The organism is Shinella yambaruensis (genome assembly GCF_022899355.1).
Lineage (GTDB): Bacteria > Pseudomonadota > Alphaproteobacteria > Rhizobiales > Rhizobiaceae > Shinella > Shinella yambaruensis.
The window spans coordinates 1-20,449 of sequence record NZ_JALJCK010000015.1 but is presented as its reverse complement, the minus strand read 5'-3'; the positions used below and the strand labels follow the sequence as shown (position 1 = coordinate 20,449).

Genomic DNA, 20,449 nt, shown 5'->3' with positions numbered 1-20,449 from the left:
TGGAACATGGCGGGCGGGAGGCCCGTCTCTAGGAGGAGAACGACCATGACGAAGACCAAGACCATTCTGGCGGCGCTCGCCGCCGGGCTTCTGGCATCCACGTCGGCGCTGGCCGGCGACGTGCGCATCATGTGGTATTCCGACGGCGTCGAAGGCGAGGTCCTGAAGGATCTCGTCGACCGTTTCATGAAGGAGAATCCGGGGATCAACGTCATCCTCGACAACGTCTCCTACAGCGTCGTGCGCGAGCAGCTCCCGGTGCAGCTCGAAGCCGGCGACGGCCCCGACATCGCCCGTGTCACCAACCTCAAGGCACAGAGCCAGCACTGGCTGGACTTGCGTCCGCTCGTCGCGGACGCCGCCTACTGGGACGAGAATTTCGGTGCGCAGGCAGACTGGATGCGCCCTGACGGCTCCAGCCAGATTTCCGGCTTCATGACGCAGATCACGCTCGCCGGCGGCTTTGCCAACAAGACGCTGTTCGAGCAGGCAGGCGTTGCCATTCCCGGCAAGGATGCCACCTGGGACGACTGGGCAAAAGCCGCAAAAGCGGTCGCCGAGAACCAGCAGGTGCCCTTTGCCATGGCGCTCGACCGCTCCGGCCACCGCCTGACCGGCCCGGTCCTTTCCTATGGCGCGAACTATATCGGCGCCGATGGCAAGCCGGCTCCCCTCGACCAGGGCACCAAGGACTTCCTGAAGAAATTCATCGGCTGGATCGAGGACGGCACGATGAGCAAGGACGTCTGGGTCTCCGCGGCCGGTTCCACCTACCGCGCGGCCGCCGACGACTTCATCAACGGCCAGCTCGTCTACTACTATTCCGGCTCCTGGCAGGTGCCGAACTTCTCGACGAAGATCGGCTCGAACTTCGATTGGGTGGCGACGGGCAGCCCCTGCGGACCTGTCAACTGCACCGGCATGCCGGGCGGCGCGGGCCTGGTGGCCATCAAATACACCAAGAACCCGACGGAAGTGGCCAAGGTCATGGACTACCTCGCCCGCGAGGACATCGTGAAGGAATTCTCCGAGCGCACGCTGTTCCTGCCCGCGCACAAGGGACTGCTCGCCAAGGGGCTCGACTTCAAGACTGACGACGCGCAGGCCAAGGAGGCACTCAATGCCTTCGTCGCCGCCACGGGCTCGCTCTCCGATCTCGCGCAGAAGCTGCCGGGCTGGTTCTGGTCCGATACGTTCTACGGCGCCATGGTCACGCGCATCAGCCAGGCGGCGGCCGGCGAAATGCCGGTGGAGGAAGCCTTCACCCGCATCGACGCGGATATCGCCGCCAAGGTGAAGGATTCCGGCCTCTAGGGCACTTCCAAAAGCGTTAGAGCCTTTTCGCGATTCGAGGAAATGCGGGAATGCTTGAGGACCGGAACGGAGCGCCGCCGGCAGGACAGGCGCGGATACGCGATGCCGGCGGCATGGGCCGCCATCTGCGGCGGGGCGCCTCCCCCGCCGCTCGCCGCAGATGGAGCCCGGCCTTACCGCCGCCGGGCGATCTCGCCGGCATGGGAGGGACAGAATGAGAACGCACAATTCCGGCAAATCCAGCCTGGGCGCGCTTGTCATGGCGCCGATACATTTCCTCATGGGCATTCTCGATGCGCCGTTGCGCTGGCTGCAGCGGGCGACCGGCATCGGCGGCATGGCGGCCTTCTTCCTGATGCCGAACATGCTGATCTTCGGTATTTTCGTGCTGCTGCCCTTCTTCATCAACTTCGCCTATTCGATGACCGGAGGCACGGCACTCTTCCTGCCCGACCGCACCTTCGTCGGGGCCGGGCAATATGCGCGGCTCTTCGACTGCCGCAGCTATCTCGATCCGGGCAGCTGCGCGGAGGACACGTTCTGGACCGCGGTGAAGAACACCGCCTGGTTCGTCGTGCTCCAGGTCACGCTGATGATCCTCGTCTCGCTCGTGACGGCCCTCATCCTCAACCGTGACCTTGCGGCGCGCAGCTTCTGGCGGGCGGTCTTCTTCTTCCCCGTGCTGCTGTCGCCCGTCGTCGTCGGCCTCATCTGGAAGTGGATCCTGCAGCGTCAGGGCCTTCTGAATTTCGGTCTCTACGGGCTCGGCTTCGACCCCCATGTCTGGCTCAACGACCGCAACTGGGCCTTCGCCGCCACCATCGGCGTGTCGATCTGGGCGCATATGGGCTTCTACACCCTCATCCTGCTCGCCGGCCTGCAAGCGATCCCGAAGGACCTCTACGAGGCCGCCGAAATGGACGGCACCCGTCCGGCGCGGGCCTTCTGGCGCATCACGCTGCCGCTCCTGATGCCCAACCTGCTCGTCGTCGTCGTGCTCGTCCTCATCCGTGCCGTGCAGATCTTCGATGAAGTCTATGTCCTGACCGGCGGCGGGCCGGGCACCAGCACGCTCTATCTCACGCAATATATCTACGAGACGGGCTTTGCCGCGCAGCTGCGCAATCCGGGCCTTGCCGCGGCTGCCTCCATCCTCATGGGTGCCGTGCTCGTCGTGCTCACATTGCTTCAGCTCGGCCTCGGCCGCTCCGAAAAGAAGGGAGGCCGCAAATGAGCGGGATCGTACGCTTCCTCACGCGCCGAAGGGGCGGCAAGGGCTGGCACTGGACCGATATCGTCACCTGGGCCTGGCTTATCGGCGGCCTCCTCGTCATGTTCGGTCCGGCCGTCTGGCTGGTCGGCTCATCCTTCAAGTCGCCTGCCGCGCTTGCCGAGTTCCCGCCCACCATCCTTCCCTATGTCACGCAGAAGGTGACGGTCGAGGGTTACGACAAGCCGCTCGACCTCTACGAGGCGACGCTGGAGGACGGCTCGACGGCGGTGCTGGCGGAAGTGCGCCGCATCGGCGTGGTCAGCCAGATGGTGGACCCGAAGGATCCCGGCGAGATCGTCAAGGTCAACATCGCCAAGCGCACGCCGGTCAGGGAAATGTCCTTCGCGACGGACAACTACACCGAGCCCTTCACCCATTTCGATTTCGTGCGCTACCTCTGGAACTCCGTCTTCGTAACGGTGACGGCAACGCTGATCACGCTCGTCGTCAACTCCATGGCCGCCTTCGCGCTCAGCAAATACGAGTTCCGCGGCCGCACGATGGCGATGCTGCTGATCCTCGCCACGCTGATGGTGCCGCTCTCGGTCATCATGGTGCCGCTCTATTCCATCGTCTCGGCGCTCGGCCTCTTCAACAACCTCTGGGGCGTGATCCTGCCGACGGTGGCGACGCCCACCGGCGTCTTCATCCTGCGCCAGTACATGCTTACCATTCCGGACGAGCTGGTCGACGCCGCGCGCATGGACAAGGCCTCCGAATGGCAGATCTACTGGCGCATCATCCTGCCGCTGACGGCGCCGGCGCTGGCGGTGCTGGCGATCTTCTCCGTCGTCTGGCGCTGGAACGACTTCCTGTGGCCGCTCATCGTGCTCTCGCGCAAGGAGCTCTACACGCTGCAGGTCGGCCTCAGCATCTATTCCGGCGAACTGAACGTGCAATGGCACTTCATCCTCGCCATGACCGTCGTGACCATGATCCCGGTCGTGCTGGTCTTCATCTTCCTGCAGCGCTTCATCACCACCGGCATCGCCGGCACCGGACTGAAATAGGGGGGCTCCATGGGCCATATCAAGCTCACCAATGTGAAGAAATCGTTCGGCGCCGTCGACGTCATCCACGACGTCAACCTGGAGATCGAAGACGGCGAGTTCGTCGTCTTCGTCGGCCCGTCGGGTTGCGGCAAGTCCACGCTGCTGCGCATGATCGCCGGGCTCGACCGGCCGACCAGCGGCGACCTTGCCATCGACGGCAAGGTGGTCAACACCGTGCCGGCCGCCGACCGCGGCCTTGCCATGGTCTTCCAGTCCTATGCGCTCTATCCGCATATGAGCGTGCGCCAGAACCTCGCCTTCGGCCTCGAAAACACCCGCATGCCGAAGGACGAGATCGCCGCCCGCATCGCCGAGGCCGCGCGCATGCTGGAGATCGAGGCCTACCTCGACCGCCGACCGGGCCAGCTCTCGGGCGGCCAGCGCCAGCGCGTCGCCATCGGCCGGGCCATCGTGCGCCGGCCCGTCGCGTTCCTGCTCGACGAGCCGCTGTCGAACCTCGACGCGGAGCTGCGCGGCTCCACCCGTGCGGAGCTTGCGGCCCTCCACGCCCGGCTTGCCGCCACGATGATCTACGTGACCCACGACCAGGTCGAGGCGATGACGCTGGCGGACCGCATCGTCGTGCTGCGCGCCGGGCGCATCGAGCAGGTCGGCACGCCGCTCGACCTCTACAACCGCCCCGCCAACCGTTTCGTCGCCGGTTTCATCGGCTCGCCGCACATGAACTTTCTCGAAGGCACGGTCGAGGCGGCCGGACCGGGCCGGAGCGTCGTGGCACTGGCCGGCGGCCAGAAGCTGGAACTGCCTTCGACCGGCATGGCCGGCGCGCGCGTGACGCTCGGCGTGCGCCCACACCACATCACGCTCGGCCGCAGCGAAAGCAGCCTTTCGGCAAAGCTGACCCTCGTCGAGGCGCTCGGCGCCGAGACGGTGCTGCATGCCGATCTTTCGGGGCAAAAGATCCTCGTCGTCGCGCCGGGGCAACACGACCTTGCGCCGGGCGAAAGTATCGATCTCTCGCTGGCCGCCGCGCCCATCCATCTCTTTGACTAAAAGGGGCTGCGCCTTGAACACCTTGTTTGACCTCACGGGCAAGGTCGCGCTCGTCACCGGCGCGCGCACCGGTCTCGGCAAGGCCATGGCGCTGGCGCTCGCAAGGGCCGGCGCGGATATCGTCGCGCTCGGCTCCTCCGCCATGCCGGAGACGGCTGAGCGGGTGGCCGCGGCAGGCCGCCGCTTCCATGCCATGACGGTCGATCTCTCGAAACCGTTCGATGCCGGCGCCGTCATCGCCGAGACCGTCGCGACGGCCAGCGGTATCGACATTCTCGTCAACAATGCCGGCATCATCCGTCGCGCCGATCTGCTCGACTATGCCGAGGACGACTGGGACAGCGTCATCGACGTCAACCTCAAGGCCGCCTTCCGGCTGTCACAGGCCGCGGCCCGCCACATGGTGGCGACGAAGCGGCCTGGCCGCATCGTCAATGTCGCCTCCATGCTGAGCTTCCAGGGCGGCATCCGCGTGCCGGCCTATACGGCCTCCAAGCACGGCATTGCCGGCCTCACCAAGGCGATGGCGAATGAACTCGCCCCGCATGGCATCACCGTCAATGCCATTGCTCCCGGCTACATGGCGACCGACAATACCGAAGCGCTGCGGGGCGACCCGGACCGCAGCGCCCAGATCTCCGCCCGCATTCCCATGGGCCGCTGGGGCAGTCCCGGCGATCTCGACACGGCCGTCCTGTTCTTCGCCTCGCCCGCTTCCGGCTATGTCACGGGCACGGTGCTGCCCGTCGACGGCGGCTGGCTCGTCCGGTAGGGGTGCCCTATCATGCCGATCTCCTCCGAACGGCTCCGGTCTCTCATCGGCTTTGCCGAAACCGAGCTGCGGCTGGAGGAAAGCCGTGTCGAGACGCACGAGGACCATGCTATCGAGCACCTGCGCTTCCGTCTGTCCGACGGCACCGCCGTGCGGGGGCTGCTGGCCCGGCCGCTCTCAAGCGAAGGGGCGCGTCCCGCCATCCTCTATGCCCACGCCCACGGCAACCGCTACGAGATGGGCGCCAGCGAATTGACGGAGGGCCGCCCTGCTCTGCTGGACCCGCCGGGGCCGGTGCTGGCAGGCGAGGGTTACATGACGCTTTGCATCGACATGCCGACTTTTGGCGAACGCACAGGCGTGACGGAAAGCGCGGCAGCCAAGGCGGCGCTCTGGCAGGGGCGGACACTGTTCGGCCAGATGCTGGGGGAGCAGGCGGCCGCCCTCACCTGGCTTGCCGCACGGCCGGATGTCGATCCTGCCCGTATCGGCATGACAGGCCTTTCCATGGGCGCGACGCTCGCCTATTTCCTCGCCGCCCTCGACACGCGCGTCGCCGCGGTGGCGCATCTGTGCTGCTACGCCGATTTCGCGACGCTGGTGGGAACCGGCGCACATGACCTGCATGGCCACTACCTCACCATGCCGGGGCTCCTTGCGGAAACCTCGACCGGCGAGATCGCCGGACGCGTCGCGCCGCGTCCCCAACTCATCTGCATCGGCTCGGAAGACCGGTTGACCCCGCCGCTCGCCGTCGAGCGTGCCTTCCGCGAGACCGCCGCCGCCTATTCCCGCGCCGCCGTCCGCGGGCGTCTCGCGCTTCTCACGGAGACGGGCATCGGTCACCGCGAAACAGCGCGCATGCGCGCGGCGGTGCTGGATTTCTTCAAGGAACATCTTTGAGTGCAGAAGGCGAGTAGGTCCAACTGAGGGCCTATGCTTTCCTGGAAGCGGGACAAGTGCGTATTGCGGACTTAACGTGAGGGGTCTTTCGGTGTTGCCGCGCCCGTGCCGCTGGACTGCACGAATGTCACCACCCTGGCCCATACCGAATTCTCGACATCCTCGCCGGTCGGATCCTCGGTTTCATAGTCTTCCATCAAGGTCAGGAAACCGCCGCTTGCGATTTTGATATCCTCCGGAGACAGGTATCCCTGCTCGCACTCCTCGCAATGCGCATAGATCGCCGACGTCGTCAGGTTCTTCTGAAGCCAGAGCCGCCCCTGGTTGCAGAGCGGGCAGGTGCCGACATGGTAAAGCTGTCTCATCGGGCTTTCTGTCCGATTGGGCATCGGCAGCCGGACGGGTCTGGCGGAAGAACCCGCTTCAGCATCCATCCCCTCCGCCGCTGTCGTGGCCGCTGCAACCATCCGGGGAGGCACCAAAGGCGCCTGCATTCGACCCGCCGGCACTGCCGCCGCCCAGTATCCTGCGAAGGCCCGCGCGGCGCGGCCAGATCAGCAGGAGCAGGAACAACAGGAGCATCGAGAAAACAACTGCCACAGCGCCTTGGAGCAGGATGCCCATCGCGTTATCGCCTCCTCGTTCCTCGGCCGCCGGCCGGCCATGTTACTGCCGCGACGACTGTAGAATGGGCCAGGCACCGCGCGAAAACAACCATGTCCGTCAGCCGCGCCTTGCCTGCTGCTTAAACACAGCAAGCCTACCGTCCAGAAGGGCTAAATCTGAGCAGCCCGCGCTCAAGCGCTTGCCGGCAACGAAAGCCCGAAGTCTTCGCGCCTACCGACCCGGTGGCGCGGCCACCGAGCGCCGAACGACGAGCTCTGCCTCCAGGACCTGAGAATCCCGATACGAGCCGTCCTCGATCTTCTTGAGCAACAGTTCCACCGCAGTCGCGCCGAGCTTGGCGACCGGTCGTCTTACGACGGACAGCGGCGGCCGGAACACGACAGCCCATGGGGCATCGTCAAAAGCGATGATCGAGAGATCCTCGGGGACCTGGAATCCGAGTTCTTGGGCCGCTCCCAGCGCGCCCAGGGCCATTTCCTCGTTCGTGGCGAGAATGGCCGTCGGTGGTTCGGGGCCTGAAAGGATCTCGGCCATTGCTTCATGTGCGGTCTCCACGCTGCTGTGGCAGTAGCGGCTCCATTCGGGCTTCGTCACAAATCCCAGCCCGGCAAGTGCAGCCCTCGCCCCTTCCACGCGATCCAGAACCGTGCCGACCACATGGGCGGGCATGGTCAGGCTGTACTTTTCGACACTGGCCGTGGCCACCAGCAAACCGATCCGCTTGTGACCCGCAGCAGCGAAATGCCGGACCGCCGCGCCCGCGGCCGCGCGATCGTCCGTGGTGACGAAGTCTATTTCATGCGAATCGACCCGCCGGTCGAGCAGCACGACCGGTACTTCCGGCTCGCTTTGAACGATCAGATGCTCGGTCTCGTTCTGCGAGGCCGGCACGACAATCAGCCCATCGACACGCTTCTCGATCAGCACCCTGACGGCATCACGCTCACGCTCGAGGTCGTCGTCCGTGTTGAGGACGAGTATCTGGTAGCCAGCCTTGGAGGCCGTTTCGATGATGGAGCGGATCGCACTGGTGAAGAACGAGTTCGAGATGTCGGCGACGACGACGCCGATCGTCAGGGAGCGGCCGGATCGCATCGACCGGGCGAGCTCGTTCACCCGGTAGTTCAGCTCGGCCGCCGCCGCCATGACGCGTTCGCGGGTCGCCTGCGTGACAAGGCCGTAGCCGCCGAGGGCGCGGGCGGCCGTGGCGCGGGACACCTTGGCGCGTTGCGCTACGTCGATCAATCTCGCTGCCTTCTCACTCGGTGCCTGCGTCATCTCACGTCCCGATTTCTCGACCGGCTGTCGATATCACATAATGGATTGGCCCCGACATGGAAAACCGGGGCCGGAGGACGCGCACAATCTATGGAAGGACCAGCTCGGCGCCCGCCCGCCGGCACGTCGCGGCTGCAACCATCATCGCGTCGGCAAGATACACCCGCCAGGCCTCCTCGCCGGCCGACCGGCCGCCTCGCAGGATGGACGCAACGAGGCTTGCCAACGTCGCATCCCCCGCTCCCATCGTATCGATGATCGGTTCCGGCCTGCTCGCGATCGGAACCTCGACACGAAGGCCCGACCGGTCGGCCAATGTTGCTCCGTTTGCGCCATGGGAGAACAGGATGGTTTCGACCCCCATGCCGAACAGATGTTCACCCACCGACGGCCAGTCCGTTCCATAGAGAAGCTGCACATCCTCATCGCTGAGCTTCACGAGGTTCGCGACGCGGAGAACCGTCTCGAAGCCCTGGCGATAGGCGGATAGAGAGGAAATCAAGCGCGGACGGGGATTGGGATCGGCGATCCGCAGGCCCGGCACGACGGAAAGGGCCTGCACCAGATCGTCGGCATATGCGGGGTTGTCCAGCGGATACGAGTTGACGACTGCGGCGGCGGCATTCGACAGCGCATGCAGTGCCTCCACCCCGAACGCGATCCGGCGGCGGTACATGGCCGGCGCGAAGGCATAGCTCGGCTCGCCATTCGACCGGGTCGAGCTCACGACACCCGTCGGATCCACCGTCGGCGTGTTGACGATGCGGATTCCACGCTCCCGCGCATAACGCAGGAGATAGTATCCGTCCCGATCCTGGCCGACACGCGTGACAAGCGTCGAGGTCAGGCCGAGGCGTGCGATGCCGGCGGCGAGGTTGAGCCCCGCCCCGCCGGCGAACCGCTCGGGCTCCCGCCCCTCGGCCCGGACTTCGTCGACGATGCAATCGCCGATGGTTACGACACCGTGCATGCGAGGCTCACTGCAGATTGGTGTGCCGATAGGCCATCGTCCCGTGGGCGTCTGCCATGCCGGACGCGAGTTGCATGACCACCGCATCGAGAAGCAGCAGGCACGCCTGCTCGAAGAGGCTCCCCCCGAACTGCTTCGTCTCGCTCACGGGAACCGGCAGGACGACGTCGGCGATGCCGGCAAGCGTCCCCTTGGGCTTATGCGTCAGCGTTATCACCCTGGCCCCCTCGGCCTTGGCGATCTTCGCGTAGCTGAGGCTGACAGGCGTCTCGCCTGAGCCCGAGATGATCAGCAGGCCGTCGCCGTTGCGCACGGAAGGTGCCGTCACCTCGCCGACGAAATGCACGGGCCTGCCGAGATGCATGAACCGCATCGCCGCCATCTGGGCGGCAAGCCCCGAGCGCCCCTGGCCGGAGAAGAACCACCGGCGCCCTTCCTCGCGGAAGGCATCGGCGACGGCGGCGAAGGCCTGCGGGTCGATGCGTTCGAGCAGTTCGCCTATTTCTTGTCCCACGGCCAGCCAAGGCCTTGTTCCGGGAGCCGTTCCTTGATCCATGATGCTACCTTTCCAGGGGTTTCCGATTCCGTGATGGCGCTGCCGACGACGAGAATCTCGGGCTTGACGGCGATGACCGATTCCAGCGTCGCCGGGCCTATCCCTCCGGCGAGCGAGACGCGGAAGCCGCGCGCGTGCATGGCGGCAACGGCGTCGATATGGCCGGTCGAGCTGTCGCCGGCGAGGCGGGCGTCCGTCGGCGAATGAACGGCGACATAGGCAAAACCTTCCGGCAGAACGAAATCGGGCGGCAGCAGCACAGGCTTGCCGGATTCCGTGATCGTGTCGACGATGACGGACGCGCCGAAGGCGGTGGCACACTTGCCGACTGTCTCATGCGTCGCCGAGGAGGCGCAGGACAGGACGGTCATGAAGGACGCGCCGGCGCCGAACACCATGTTCGCCTCGAACGAACCGCCGTCGACCGTCTTGGTGTCGGCGAGAACGGGCACGCCGGGGCAGATTTCGCGCACCGTCGTGATGGCGGCGATGCCGAAGCGCTTGAGAAGCGGGGTGCCAACCTCGATGATGTCGGCGACGCCCGTGAGGGCGGGCAGGATTGCGAGATGCTCGGGCTTGTCGAGCGCGACTTGCAGCAGCATTGAGCTGTTCCCTTCAGGATTGGCCAAGACCGGTGATCGCCTTCAGCAGGCTGTCTGGCGTGAACGAGGAGGACGGAGCGTCCGCGACCACCCGGCCGAGGCGCAGCACGACGATGCGGTCCGTCACCTCCAGCACATGCGGCAGCGTGTGGGAGATGAAGATGACGCCGAAGCCCTTCGTGCGGGCATGGCGGATGATCTCCAGCACTTCTCCCGCCTGGCGCGCGCCCAGATGGTTGGTCGGCTCGTCGAGGATGATGACCTTGTTCGCCCAGGCCACGGCCCGGCCGATCGCGACGGCCTGGCGCTGGCCGCCGGAAAGACGCGCGACCGGGCGATCGCTCGCCGGCACGGCAATGCCGACACGCTCGAGTTCGGCATGGGCATCGCGGCGCATGGCCTTTTCGTCGAGAAAACCAAGTTTGCCGAGAAAGCCCTTTCGCACGATCTCGCGGCCGAGGAAGACATTCGCCGCCACCGTGAGGTCCGGCGCGATGCCGGAATCCTGGTAGAGCGTCTCCACCCCTGCTTCCAGCGCGTCGTGCGGCGATTTCCAGACCCGGCGCTGGCCGTCGAGGTAGATCTCGCCGCTGTCTGGCTCGTGCGCCCCGGAAAGCACCTTGACCAGGGTCGACTTGCCCGCGCCGTTGTCGCCGACAAGACCGACCACTTCGCCGGCGCGCAGGGTGAAGTCGACATTGTCGAGGGCCACGACGCCGCCGTAGCGCTTTCCGACGCCGCGGACTTCGTAGAGAACGGAAGCGTTTTCCATCAGCGGCCTCCCCTGGCGCCAAGTCCCTGGATTCCGACGGCGAGCGCGATGAGCGCTGCCACGACGATCTGCTGCCAGTTGGGCTGGACACCGATCAGGATGAGACCGCTCAGCACCGCCGTCGTGATCAGCGCGCCAATGACGACGCCCGTCAGTTTGCCGGTGCCACCGAGCAGGCTGACGCCGCCGATCACCGTCGCCGCGATGGCATTCAGTTCGCCGCCCCGCCCGGAGAGCGGCGAACCGGATCCGAGCCGGAAGTAGACGAACGCGCCGGCAAGCGCCGCCAGGACACCGGAAAGCAGATAGAGCTTGATGAGATGCCGCTCGACATCGATCCCGGCGCCGCGGGCTGCGAAGGGATTGGAGCCGATCGCATAGGTCCAGCGGCCGAACCGCGCCCGGGACAGGAAGGCCCAGGAGACCACGATGATGACGAAAACGGCGATGACGGGCACGGTCAGCGCGCCGAGATAGGTGGCGTTGCCAAGGAGGATGACTTCCTTCGGCGCGCCGGCGATCTGCGTGCCGCCGGTGAGGACGAGGCTCATGCCGGCCGCCGCGCCCATCGTCGCCAGCGTCGCCACGAAGGGCACGAGCCGGCAATAGGTGATCAGGATCCCGTTGATCAACCCGGCCACGACGCCGACGCCCACCGCGACCGCCAGCCCCAGCGAGATCGCCAGCCACGGATCGAGGCCCGCCTCGTTCGCCGCGCGGATGACGAGCGCCATGGAGACGCCCGCCAGCCCGAGAACGGAGCCCACGGAAAGATCGATGCCCCTCGATGCGATCACGAAGGTCTGGCCGATCGCCATCAGGACGACGGGCGAAAAATCCTGAAGGATGTTCGCCATGGCCCGGATCGAGAAGAACCGGGGATTGGCAAGCGAGAATGCAAGCACCATCACGCAGAACAGCAGCAACAGAACGACATCCTGCCGCAGGCCGGTCGCCTTCAGGCGGGCCAACTTTCCTTGCATGTCCATTTCGTAGATCTCCGCGCGGGACGTGGGGAAGGCCGCCGGCTTACTCCGAGTACATGGAGGAGCCGGTCTCCGCGAAGTTCTCCCTGGTCATGACCACATTCGGAATGACCACGGACTTCTCGATCTTGTCGGCCCCCTCGCCGGTGACTTTCGCCTTGGCATATTCGAGGGCCAGCTCGGCTTCCTTGGCAGGCTGCTGGGCGACGAGCGCGGTAAAGACACCCTCCTGCAACGCGTCGACCTGCGCCTTGTAGGCGTCGTAGCCGACGAGCTTGACCTTGCCGACGGCATTGTTGTTGCGCAGTGCGGCGATCGTACCCGTACCGCTCGTGCCGTCGATCGCGAAGATGCCGGCGAGATCGGGATGGTTCAGCAGCACGGTGTTGACGGCGGAGGTCGCATTGGCCGGCTGGCTGTTGGCATATTCGCGGCCGACGATCTCGATCTTCGGGAAATTCGAGGCCAACTCCTCACGGAAGCCCTGTTCGCGCAACGTGTTGGTCGTCGCACCCGGCGAACCCGACATGATGAAGACCTTGCCCTCGCCGCCGATCTGCTCCGCCAGCGTCTTGGCCGCCTGCCGCCCGCCGTCGACATTGTCGCCGGTGATATGCGCGGTCAGATAGGCCTGGTCGGAGACCGTCGTGTCGACGGTGATGACGGGAATGCCCGCGGCTTCCGCCCGCACGACGGCCGGCTGCAGCGAGTCCGGATCGGTCGGCACGAGGATGAGCGCATCGATGTCGTCGGCAAGCGCCGCATCGACAAACGGCATCTGAGACTGCGGCGAGTATTCCGAAGCGCTGCCCTGCCAGACGAGTTCGACGCCGAGCTTGTCAGCCGCCGCGCGGGCGCCCTTTTCCATCGCCAGGAAGAACGGGTCGGAAGCAATGCCGGGAATGAAGGCGATCTTCAGCTTGTCCTGTGCATTTGCGGCGTGCGCGCCAATGGCAAGCACGGATACGGCTGCAGCAATCACCATGCGACGGATGCGGCTCATTTTTCTCTCCTCCGTGAAAATGAGATCGATCTCATCGAGAGATATCATGCTTTATCGGCCTGTCAACCAAAAAAGAGATCGATCTCATTAACTCGGAATGGTCTTCACTATGGAAGGACGCCGAGATTCCTGTACCAAGCCTCTTTGGAGAGGGATGGAGCTGAGGATACCGGGCATATCCGCGCCATCGTCAACTCGCACATGGACGGTCTTGAAGGGATGAGCCGCCGATCCGATCGGTCTCAGCGGCGAAGGTCTTCGGTCCGCTTCCGGTCAGGCTACCGCTTGCGCGCCCGTAATCTCCACCAGCGAGCCGCACATGAAGGCCGCCTCGTCGGATGCCAGAAAGGCGACGAGAGCGGCGACTTCCTCGGGCTTGCCGATGCGGCCGAACGGCACAAGCCTGTCGAGATCGGCGATGGTACGCCCGGAGCGCTTCACGCCCGCCTCCAGCATGGGTGTATGAATTTCACCAGGGCAGACGGCATTGACGCGGATCCTGTCCGGCGCATAGTCGCGGGCAAGGTTCTGCGTGAAGCTCGCCACCGCCGCCTTCGTCACATTGTAGGCGATGTGGTTCGGCGCCGGATGAAGCCCCCATTGGGAAGCCGTGTTGACGATGGCGCCGCCGCCTGCCGCGATCATGTGCGGCAGCGCCGCCTGGCACAGGTGGAACATCGCATCGACATTGACCGCGAAGCTCACCCGCCAGTCCTCCGGCGTCAGCGACAGGAGATTGCCGCGCCGGTTGATACCGGCATTGTTGCAGAGCACATCAATGCGCCCTTCCCTGGTGATGACGTTCTCGATGATCGCCCCGCAGCCTTCGGCCGTCGAGATATCACTGGCCAGCGCACGCGCGCTGCCACCTTTGGCCGCGATCTCAGCGACGGTCGCTTCCGCGCCTTCGCCATTCATGTCCGTGACGATGACCGTGGCCCCCTCGGCGGCGAAGCGGGTGCTGATCGCAGCTCCGATGCCGCCGGCGGCGCCGGTGACGATGACAATCCTGTTCCTGAAGCGCATGGGACTTACCTCATATAGCTGCCGCCGTTCACATCCAGCACGGCGCCGTTGAGCGAGGCCAGTGAGGAACGGAAGGCAAAGGCGGTGATCTCGCCGATCTCCTCCGGCGCGGCCATCCGGGCGATCGGAATGCCGGCCAAAGCCGCGGCTTCGCCGTGCTCGGCGATATAGGCTTCGGCCATTTCGGTGCGCACCCAGCCGGGCGCCAGCGCGACCGCGGTAACGCCTTCATGCCCATGGCTCTGCGCGATGGACTTGGTAAGGTTGATCAGGGCGGCCTTCGAGGCGCCATAGGCCATGGCGCCGGAGATGTAGCCGCGCTGGCCGGCCCGGCTCGCCATGTTGACGATCCGACCGCCGCCATGCGCACGAAAATGCTGAATGGCAAGCTTCGACAGATCGACGGTCGACAGGAAGTTGACCCGCATCTCGCGCGCCCAGACGCGCTGCCATTCCTCCATGGGCGCATCGATCGCGACCTCTGAGCGGATACCCGCATTGTTGACCAGGCCCGTCAGCCGGCCGGCAACGGCCAGGGCCTGATCCCACAAGGCCTGCGGTCCAGCCGGATCCGACAGATCGGCTGACACGCACGAGCCCCTGCCATCGAGCCTCTTCACGAGTGCTTCCGCGGCCTCGCGGTTGCGACCGTAGTGCACGACGACATTGGCTCCATCCGCCACGAGGGCATGGCAGATGGCCTGCCCGATGGCACCCGTCGCGCCGGTCACGAGGATGGATTGCCCGGAGAGCTTCATAATTCCCCCACTTGCGGACCCCAGGTGTCCGACATGGCAAATCCCCGGGCAAAAGGATCCTGCGCATCGAGCCGCAGCTGCTGGCGGCCGAAGACGTAGCCCTGGCCGGTGATGCGCGGCAGCACTGCGACACGACCGGCGACCGTCGTCTCACCCAGGATTTCCGCCGTGAAGGTTCCGCCGATGATGCTGCGCGAAACCCGCTTGTCGCCGGTTTTGGCCTGGCCCCGCGCGTGCAGGATCGCAAGGTTGGCCGAGGAGCCCGTGCCGCAGGGGGAGCGATCCACCCGGCCCGGCTTCAGCGTCGTGCAGGTGACGACGGAGCCGTCAGGTTGGTAGTCGCGGAACATCACATAGGCGATCTCGGTAAGGCCGGGGATCTCCGGGTGGTTCACCGCCACCTGTCTGGCCAGCAGCGCCTTGATCTCCGTACCCGCTTCGGCCAGAGCCCGGGCCGCCTCCGGCACGATGCGCAATCCCACCCGACCCACGTCGATCTGGGCATAGAAGACGCCGCCGAAGGCAATGTCGCCGGTGATCCGCCCCCATTTCGGCGTATCGATCACGACATCGAGCTGCTGGACGAAGGCCGGCACATTGTCGAGGCTGACCGACAGGCAGCGGCCGTTCTCGCATCGTGCACGGGCGACGATCAACCCGGCTGCCGTATCCAGCCGGACGACCGTTTCCGGCTCCGTCATCGCGACACGGCCGGTTTCCAGCAGCGCCGTCACCACGCAGATGCAGTTGGAACCCGACATCGGATGGGCGCGGTCCGGCTGCAGCACGATGAAGGCGGCATCGGCATCCGGCCGGGTCGGCGGCAGGAGCAGGTTTGTCGTGTGGACGACCTGCGCCCGTGGCTCGCGCGTCAGGAAGAGACGCAGCGACGGGTCCACCTCATTGAGGTGGTTCATCTTGTCGAGGATGGTCGCGCCCGGAATATCGGGCGCGCCATCGACGAGGACATTGCCGCTTTCGCCCTGGCAATGGACGAGCAGGATATCGAGCGCCTTGTCGAAGGTCACTTCAGGTACCATCCCCAGGGCTCGTCGCTGACGAGGCGGGTGATCTGCTTTGTCTCCAGATAGTTGTCGAGGCCCCAACGGCCGAGTTCGCGGCCGATGCCGGACTGCTTGTAGCCGCCCCAGGGCGCCTCGGTGAAGGTCGGCTGCGAGCAATTGATCCAGACGATGCCGGCGCGGAAGGCGGCCGCGACGCGCTCGCAGCGTTCATCGTCCGCCGACATGACCGCGGCGGCGAGGCCGAAGCGCGAATCGTTGGCAAGGCGGACCGCCTCTTCCTCCGTCTCGAAGGGGCGGATGCAGACGACCGGGCCGAAGATCTCCTCCACCCAGGCATCGCTGTCGAGCGCCATGCCGGTGAGGATCGTCGGGGCAACCCAGAAGCCCTTGTCGAAACCGTCATGCCGCCCGCCGCAGGCGACGGTCGCCCCTTGTTCGACGGCGCGGTCGATATGGCGAAGCACATCCTCGTACTGGCCCTTGTTGACGAGCGGGCCAAGAAGCGTGCCGGCGTCGAGGCCGTTGCCGATCGTGATCTTCCCCGCTTCCTCCACCAGCCGTTCCAGCAGCTTGGGATAGAGCGGGGCCTCAACCAGAACCCGCGACGTGGCCGAGCAGACCTGGCCCTGGTTCCAGAAGATGCCGAACATGATCCATTCGACGGCCTTCTCGATATCGCTGTCGGCGAAGACGACGAAGGGCGACTTGCCGCCGAGTTCCAGGCTGACGCGCTTGATGTCCTTCGCGCCGGCGGCCATGATGCGCGCGCCGACCGGCCCCGAGCCGGTAAAGGCGACCTTGTCGACGGCGGGATGCTCGACCAGCGCCTGCCCGACGACCGAACCCTTGCCGGAAAGGATGTTCAGAACACCCTTCGGAAGGCCGGCGGCCTCGGCGATGACGCCGAGCTCCAGCGCCGTCAGCGAGGTGGTTTCGGCGGGCTTCAGGATCACCGTGCAGCCGGCCGCAAGCGCCGGCGCGACCTTCCACGAGGCCATGAGCAGCGGGTAATTCCAGGGGACGATGGCGACGGCGACGCCGAGCGGCTCGCGCACGGCCTTGGAGACGAAACGCGCATCCGCCAGCTTCACCTCTTCCACCTCGCCATCCAGCTCCTCGGCAAGATCGGCATAGAAATCGAAGCAGCCGGCGGCATCAGCCAGGTCCCATTCGGATTCGGCAAGCGGCTTGCCGTTGTCGCGGGTCTCCATGCGCGCCAGTTCCGGCAGCCGGCCACGGATGCCCTGCGCCATGGCGCGGAGGTATTTTGCGCGTTCCTTGCCGGAAAGGCGCGGCCAGGGTCCGTTGTCGAAGGCCTCGCGGGCCGCCTTCACGGCCGCCTCGGCCTCCGCCGCGCCGGCGGCGGCGATGTGGTGGAAGACCTCTTCGGTTGCCGGATCGATCACCGGGAGCATGGTTCCGTCGGCCGGAGCGACCCATTGGCCATCGATGAAAAGCTTGTTCTGCATGGTGTCCTCACATGGGATAAGTTTGATCGGCCGCCTTCAGAAGCGGTCGACCCGATAGGGGTGCATGTCGACGGGCGGCGTTGCACCGGTGATGAGGTCGCCCATCAGACGCGCGGTCGTCGCAGCATAGGTGACGCCCAGATGGCCGTGGCCGGTGGCATAGAAGACGCCCGGCGTCCTTGCCGAAGCCGACATGACCGGCACAGTATCGGGAAAGGCGGGGCGATGGCCCATCCATTCGGAAAATTTCTCGCAGCGCAGGTTCGGCAACGCCGACTGCGCCCGGCGCACGGTCACCTTCGAGCGGCGGTAGTCGGGCGCGGCATCAAGGCCCGCCATTTCCACCGTCCCGCCGACACGGATGCCGCCCGCCGTCGGCGTGACCATGAACGCCCGGGCCGGCCAGATGATCGAATGGCGCATGGAAATACCCGGCGACATGATCTGCGTATGATAGCCGCGCTCGGTCTCCAGCGGCATCGGTTCTCCCAGCATTTTCGAAAGCAGGCCGCTATAGGCGCCTGCCGAGATCACGACCTCATCGGCGACGATGCGACCGCCGTCCGCAAGCCGCACGGCGGCGATGCGGCCGGACCGCTCGAAGCCCGCCACCGCGCCGCGCCGGATTTCACCACCGAGCGCGGCGAAGCGCTGCGCAAGTCTGTTCACCAGACGGAACGGGTCGCGCAGGCTGCGGTTCTGGGGGAAGAGCACGGCGATGCCGATGCTGCCCGACAGTTCCGGTTCCAGTTCACGCGCCTCCGCGCCCGTCAGCCGCCGGTGCGGGAAGCCGAAGCGCTCCAGGATTTCGATATGCTCGCGGTCGGCACGGAACTCCGCCTCGTCGCTGTAGAGTGAAAGGCAGCCTTCTTCCGTCAACTCGCCTTCCAGTCCCGTTTCCCGCAGCAGGGGCAAGAGGTCGTCATAGACGCGCCTGCACAGAACCGCCCCCTCGGCTTCGAGACGTCGCAGCTTGCCCGGCCGCGAGGCGGCGACGAAACGCAAGAACCAGGGAAGGAGCTTCGGCATATAGCCAGGGCGAATGCGCACCGGCCCCTCCGGATCGAGCATCCAGCCCGGAATCTGCCGCCAGATCGAGGGGCGCGAGGCCGGCATGAACTCGGTCACGGCAATCGAGGCCATGTTGCCGTAGGACGCGCCGCGCCCGACCTCGTCCCTGTCGAGGAGAACGACCGGCCGGCCGCGCTTTTGCAGTTCGTAGGCGATGGCCGTGCCGATGATCCCTGCGCCGACAACCACGGTGGTCATGCGTATCCTCGCTCCGTCAGGCTTCACGTTGGCCGGACGGCCCATCCGCCCGGCCGCGCCGGCTTACCAGGTTAGGATCGGCTGCATGGCCGCACGGAACTCGGCCTTTTCCTCATCCGTCAGCGGGCCGAGGGGCGCGCGGCATTCGCCGACCGGCAGGCCCTGCAATTCGCAGCCGTACTTGATCTTCTGGACGAACTTGCCGGATTCGAGGATGTTCATCGCCCGGTAAAGGGTCTTCATCATCTCCCGGGCCTTGCCGAGATCCCCCGACCTGTAGACCCGGTCGAGATCGCAGCAGGCCTTTGCCATGCAGTTTGCCGGACCGCATATCCAGCTCTCCGCGCCCCAGAACATGAAGTCGAGCGCGATGTCGTCAGAACCAGAGACGAGCTGGATCCTGCCCTCGTAGCGGCTGGCGATATCGATCGCGCGTTGCAGCACGCCCGAACTCTCCTTGATGCCGACGACGCGCGCATTGTCGGCGAAGTGATCCATCAGTTCGAAGCTGATGTCCGACCCGTCCTTGGCAGGATAGCTGTAAAGCACGAGATTGACGTCGACGGCAGCGAGCACGGTCTCGTAGTGCCTGATGAGCTCGGCCTGGGTCGGGCGGGTGTAGAAGGGCGACGCGAGCAGGACCGTGTCGTAGCCGATGTCCTTTGCCATGGTGGTCTGTTCGATGACCTCGCGCGTGGCCGGTGCATTGGTGCCGGCGATCAGGGTTTCGCCCGACCTGGCGAAGTCCTTGACGAACTGGAGAACATCGCGTCGCTCCTCCTTCGACTGGCTGAAATATTCTCCGGTCGAGCCGTTCGGCACCCAGCCGGTTACCCCGGCCTCGCGCAGATGCGTGAGCAGCTTTTCGAAGGCCTTGAAATCGACACGGCCATTGGCATCGAAGGGGGTGACGAGGGCGGGCATGACGCCTGAGAGTTTCATGAGAGTCTCCATTCGAGGATCGGGGTGGGCGCGTCAGGCGGCCAGCCGATTGAGGATGCATTGTTCAATGACCGTGACGGCCCGCGTCAGCGGGAAGGCAATGGCGAAGCAGACAAGGGCGACGGTGGTCAGCACCTCGATGGTGCGGGCCGTGGTGTTGGAAATGGTCCGACCGACGAACATCAGGTCAGCCATGCCGACCACCGAGAGAGCTCTTTCCTTGAAGAGGCTGACGCAATTGGACAAGAGCGTCGGCGCGGCGCACAGCACGGCCTGCGGAAGAACGACGCTCGTCGTGCACGCGAAGGGGGAAAGCCCCGGCGCCACGCCGGCGTCGACCGCAAAGCGGACATCATCACATTTCGAAGCATGTGCATTTCCCCAATCTTGAGCGCTGAAAGCGCAGTTCCCGTCGGCTTCGGCCGGTTTTTCTACAGCCCTTCTCTGTCGTCTTCGTGTCGACTTTATGAATTATGTCGCCTCCGTGTCGACAAAGTCAAGTGGGTATTTTACGATTGCTGCGACGCTGATTTTCTGGCCCAATGGGCACGAAATGCGGAAAGGGACGTTAAGTGTCTGAGGAAATTGAAGCGAAACGCGTGCGTGGCATGGGCTCGAAGAGCGTGTACGACACGCTGCGCACCGAAATCCTGGCGCTCACCCTGCCGCCCGGCCAGCTGCTCGACGAGACGACACTGGCCGAACGTTTCGACATGTCCCGCTCGCCGATCCGCGAAGCGTTGATCCGGCTTGCCGGCGAAGAGCTGGTGGTGACGCTCTCCAATCGCAGCACCATCGTCGCGCCGATCGAGGTGGCGAGCTTTCCGAAATATGTCGA

21 protein-coding genes and 1 pseudogene are annotated in these 20,449 nt (G+C 65.4%); 7 read left to right on the top strand and 15 right to left on the bottom strand.

The features are described 5' to 3' along the window. Positions 1 to 45: 45 nt before the first annotated feature. The 6 genes from MUU56_RS27570 (at position 46) to MUU56_RS27545 (ending at position 6,328) form a co-directional block, all read left to right on the top strand. Positions 46 to 1,314, top strand: a complete 1,269-nt coding sequence (locus MUU56_RS27570; protein ID WP_244770479.1) for an ABC transporter substrate-binding protein — start codon at positions 46 to 48, stop codon at positions 1,312 to 1,314. A gap of 259 nt (positions 1,315 to 1,573) precedes the next feature. Then, entirely contained in the window at positions 1,574 to 2,548 is a 975-nt protein-coding gene (locus MUU56_RS27565) for a carbohydrate ABC transporter permease (RefSeq protein WP_398432865.1), read from the top strand. Then, entirely contained in the window at positions 2,545 to 3,597 is a 1,053-nt protein-coding gene (locus MUU56_RS27560) for a carbohydrate ABC transporter permease (protein WP_244770477.1), read from the top strand. Before MUU56_RS27565 ends, MUU56_RS27560 begins: the two co-directional genes overlap by 4 nt. 9 nt (positions 3,598 to 3,606) lie before the next feature. After that, the gene (locus tag MUU56_RS27555; RefSeq protein WP_244770476.1) at positions 3,607 to 4,653 is read left to right on the top strand and encodes an ABC transporter ATP-binding protein; all 1,047 of its coding nucleotides are present in this window, start codon (positions 3,607 to 3,609) and stop codon (positions 4,651 to 4,653) included. A gap of 13 nt (positions 4,654 to 4,666) precedes the next feature. After that, positions 4,667 to 5,425: a 2-dehydro-3-deoxy-D-gluconate 5-dehydrogenase KduD gene (gene kduD / locus MUU56_RS27550; protein ID WP_244770475.1), complete on the top strand. Its 759-nt coding sequence runs from the start codon at positions 4,667 to 4,669 to the stop codon at positions 5,423 to 5,425. 12 nt (positions 5,426 to 5,437) lie between these two features. Continuing rightward, complete coding sequence (locus MUU56_RS27545) at positions 5,438 to 6,328, top strand: alpha/beta hydrolase family protein (RefSeq protein ID WP_244770474.1); 891 nt, start codon at positions 5,438 to 5,440, stop codon at positions 6,326 to 6,328. A gap of 71 nt (positions 6,329 to 6,399) precedes the next feature. Here the strand turns inward: MUU56_RS27545 and MUU56_RS27540 are convergent, their stop codons facing one another. The 15 genes and pseudogenes from MUU56_RS27540 to MUU56_RS27470 all read right to left on the bottom strand — a co-directional run. After that, positions 6,400 to 6,762, bottom strand: coding sequence for a hypothetical protein (locus MUU56_RS27540; protein ID WP_244770473.1), 363 nt, complete (start codon positions 6,760 to 6,762; stop codon positions 6,400 to 6,402). A 403-nt stretch (positions 6,763 to 7,165) separates the two neighbouring features. Next, positions 7,166 to 8,200 carry a LacI family DNA-binding transcriptional regulator gene (locus MUU56_RS27535; protein ID WP_244770472.1) on the bottom strand — a complete coding sequence of 345 codons (1,035 nt, stop codon included), beginning with the start codon at positions 8,198 to 8,200 and terminating at the stop codon, positions 7,166 to 7,168. A gap of 121 nt (positions 8,201 to 8,321) precedes the next feature. Further along, entirely contained in the window at positions 8,322 to 9,203 is an 882-nt protein-coding gene (locus tag MUU56_RS27530; protein WP_244770471.1) for a PfkB family carbohydrate kinase, read from the bottom strand. A gap of 7 nt (positions 9,204 to 9,210) precedes the next feature. Further along, complete coding sequence (locus MUU56_RS27525) at positions 9,211 to 9,717, bottom strand: SIS domain-containing protein (RefSeq protein WP_244770470.1); 507 nt, start codon at positions 9,715 to 9,717, stop codon at positions 9,211 to 9,213. Then, positions 9,702 to 10,361, bottom strand: a complete 660-nt coding sequence (locus MUU56_RS27520) for an orotidine 5'-phosphate decarboxylase / HUMPS family protein (protein ID WP_244770469.1) — start codon at positions 10,359 to 10,361, stop codon at positions 9,702 to 9,704. Before MUU56_RS27520 ends, MUU56_RS27525 begins: the two co-directional genes overlap by 16 nt. A 13-nt stretch (positions 10,362 to 10,374) precedes the next feature. Continuing rightward, positions 10,375 to 11,133, bottom strand: a complete 759-nt coding sequence (locus MUU56_RS27515; RefSeq protein ID WP_244770468.1) for an ATP-binding cassette domain-containing protein — start codon at positions 11,131 to 11,133, stop codon at positions 10,375 to 10,377. Next, the gene (locus MUU56_RS27510) at positions 11,133 to 12,116 is read right to left on the bottom strand and encodes an ABC transporter permease (protein WP_244770467.1); all 984 of its coding nucleotides are present in this window, start codon (positions 12,114 to 12,116) and stop codon (positions 11,133 to 11,135) included. Before MUU56_RS27510 ends, MUU56_RS27515 begins: the two co-directional genes overlap by 1 nt. A 46-nt stretch (positions 12,117 to 12,162) precedes the next feature. Then, complete coding sequence (locus MUU56_RS27505; protein WP_244770466.1) at positions 12,163 to 13,122, bottom strand: ABC transporter substrate-binding protein; 960 nt, start codon at positions 13,120 to 13,122, stop codon at positions 12,163 to 12,165. 273 nt (positions 13,123 to 13,395) lie between these two features. Beyond that, on the bottom strand, positions 13,396 to 14,148 hold the full coding sequence (locus MUU56_RS27500; RefSeq protein ID WP_244770465.1) for an SDR family NAD(P)-dependent oxidoreductase: 753 nt from the start codon (positions 14,146 to 14,148) through the stop codon (positions 13,396 to 13,398). 5 nt (positions 14,149 to 14,153) lie between these two features. Then, positions 14,154 to 14,906: an SDR family NAD(P)-dependent oxidoreductase gene (locus MUU56_RS27495; protein WP_244770464.1), complete on the bottom strand. Its 753-nt coding sequence runs from the start codon at positions 14,904 to 14,906 to the stop codon at positions 14,154 to 14,156. Continuing rightward, complete coding sequence (locus tag MUU56_RS27490) at positions 14,903 to 15,946, bottom strand: proline racemase family protein (protein WP_280531200.1); 1,044 nt, start codon at positions 15,944 to 15,946, stop codon at positions 14,903 to 14,905. Before MUU56_RS27490 ends, MUU56_RS27495 begins: the two co-directional genes overlap by 4 nt. After that, positions 15,931 to 17,400, bottom strand: coding sequence for an aldehyde dehydrogenase family protein (locus MUU56_RS27485; protein ID WP_244770463.1), 1,470 nt, complete (start codon positions 17,398 to 17,400; stop codon positions 15,931 to 15,933). Before MUU56_RS27485 ends, MUU56_RS27490 begins: the two co-directional genes overlap by 16 nt. 36 nt (positions 17,401 to 17,436) lie before the next feature. After that, positions 17,437 to 18,669, bottom strand: a complete 1,233-nt coding sequence (locus tag MUU56_RS27480) for an NAD(P)/FAD-dependent oxidoreductase (protein ID WP_244770462.1) — start codon at positions 18,667 to 18,669, stop codon at positions 17,437 to 17,439. Between the two features lie 63 nt (positions 18,670 to 18,732). Further along, positions 18,733 to 19,611: a 4-hydroxy-tetrahydrodipicolinate synthase gene (gene dapA / locus MUU56_RS27475; RefSeq protein ID WP_244770461.1), complete on the bottom strand. Its 879-nt coding sequence runs from the start codon at positions 19,609 to 19,611 to the stop codon at positions 18,733 to 18,735. A 33-nt stretch (positions 19,612 to 19,644) separates the two neighbouring features. Continuing rightward, positions 19,645 to 19,950, bottom strand: a pseudogene (locus MUU56_RS27470) (amino acid ABC transporter permease); the annotation flags it as partial. Between the two features lie 233 nt (positions 19,951 to 20,183). Here MUU56_RS27470 and MUU56_RS27465 point away from each other — a divergent pair. Then, positions 20,184 to 20,449: GntR family transcriptional regulator (locus MUU56_RS27465; RefSeq protein WP_244770459.1), on the top strand; the 266-nt coding region annotated here is incomplete at its 3' end.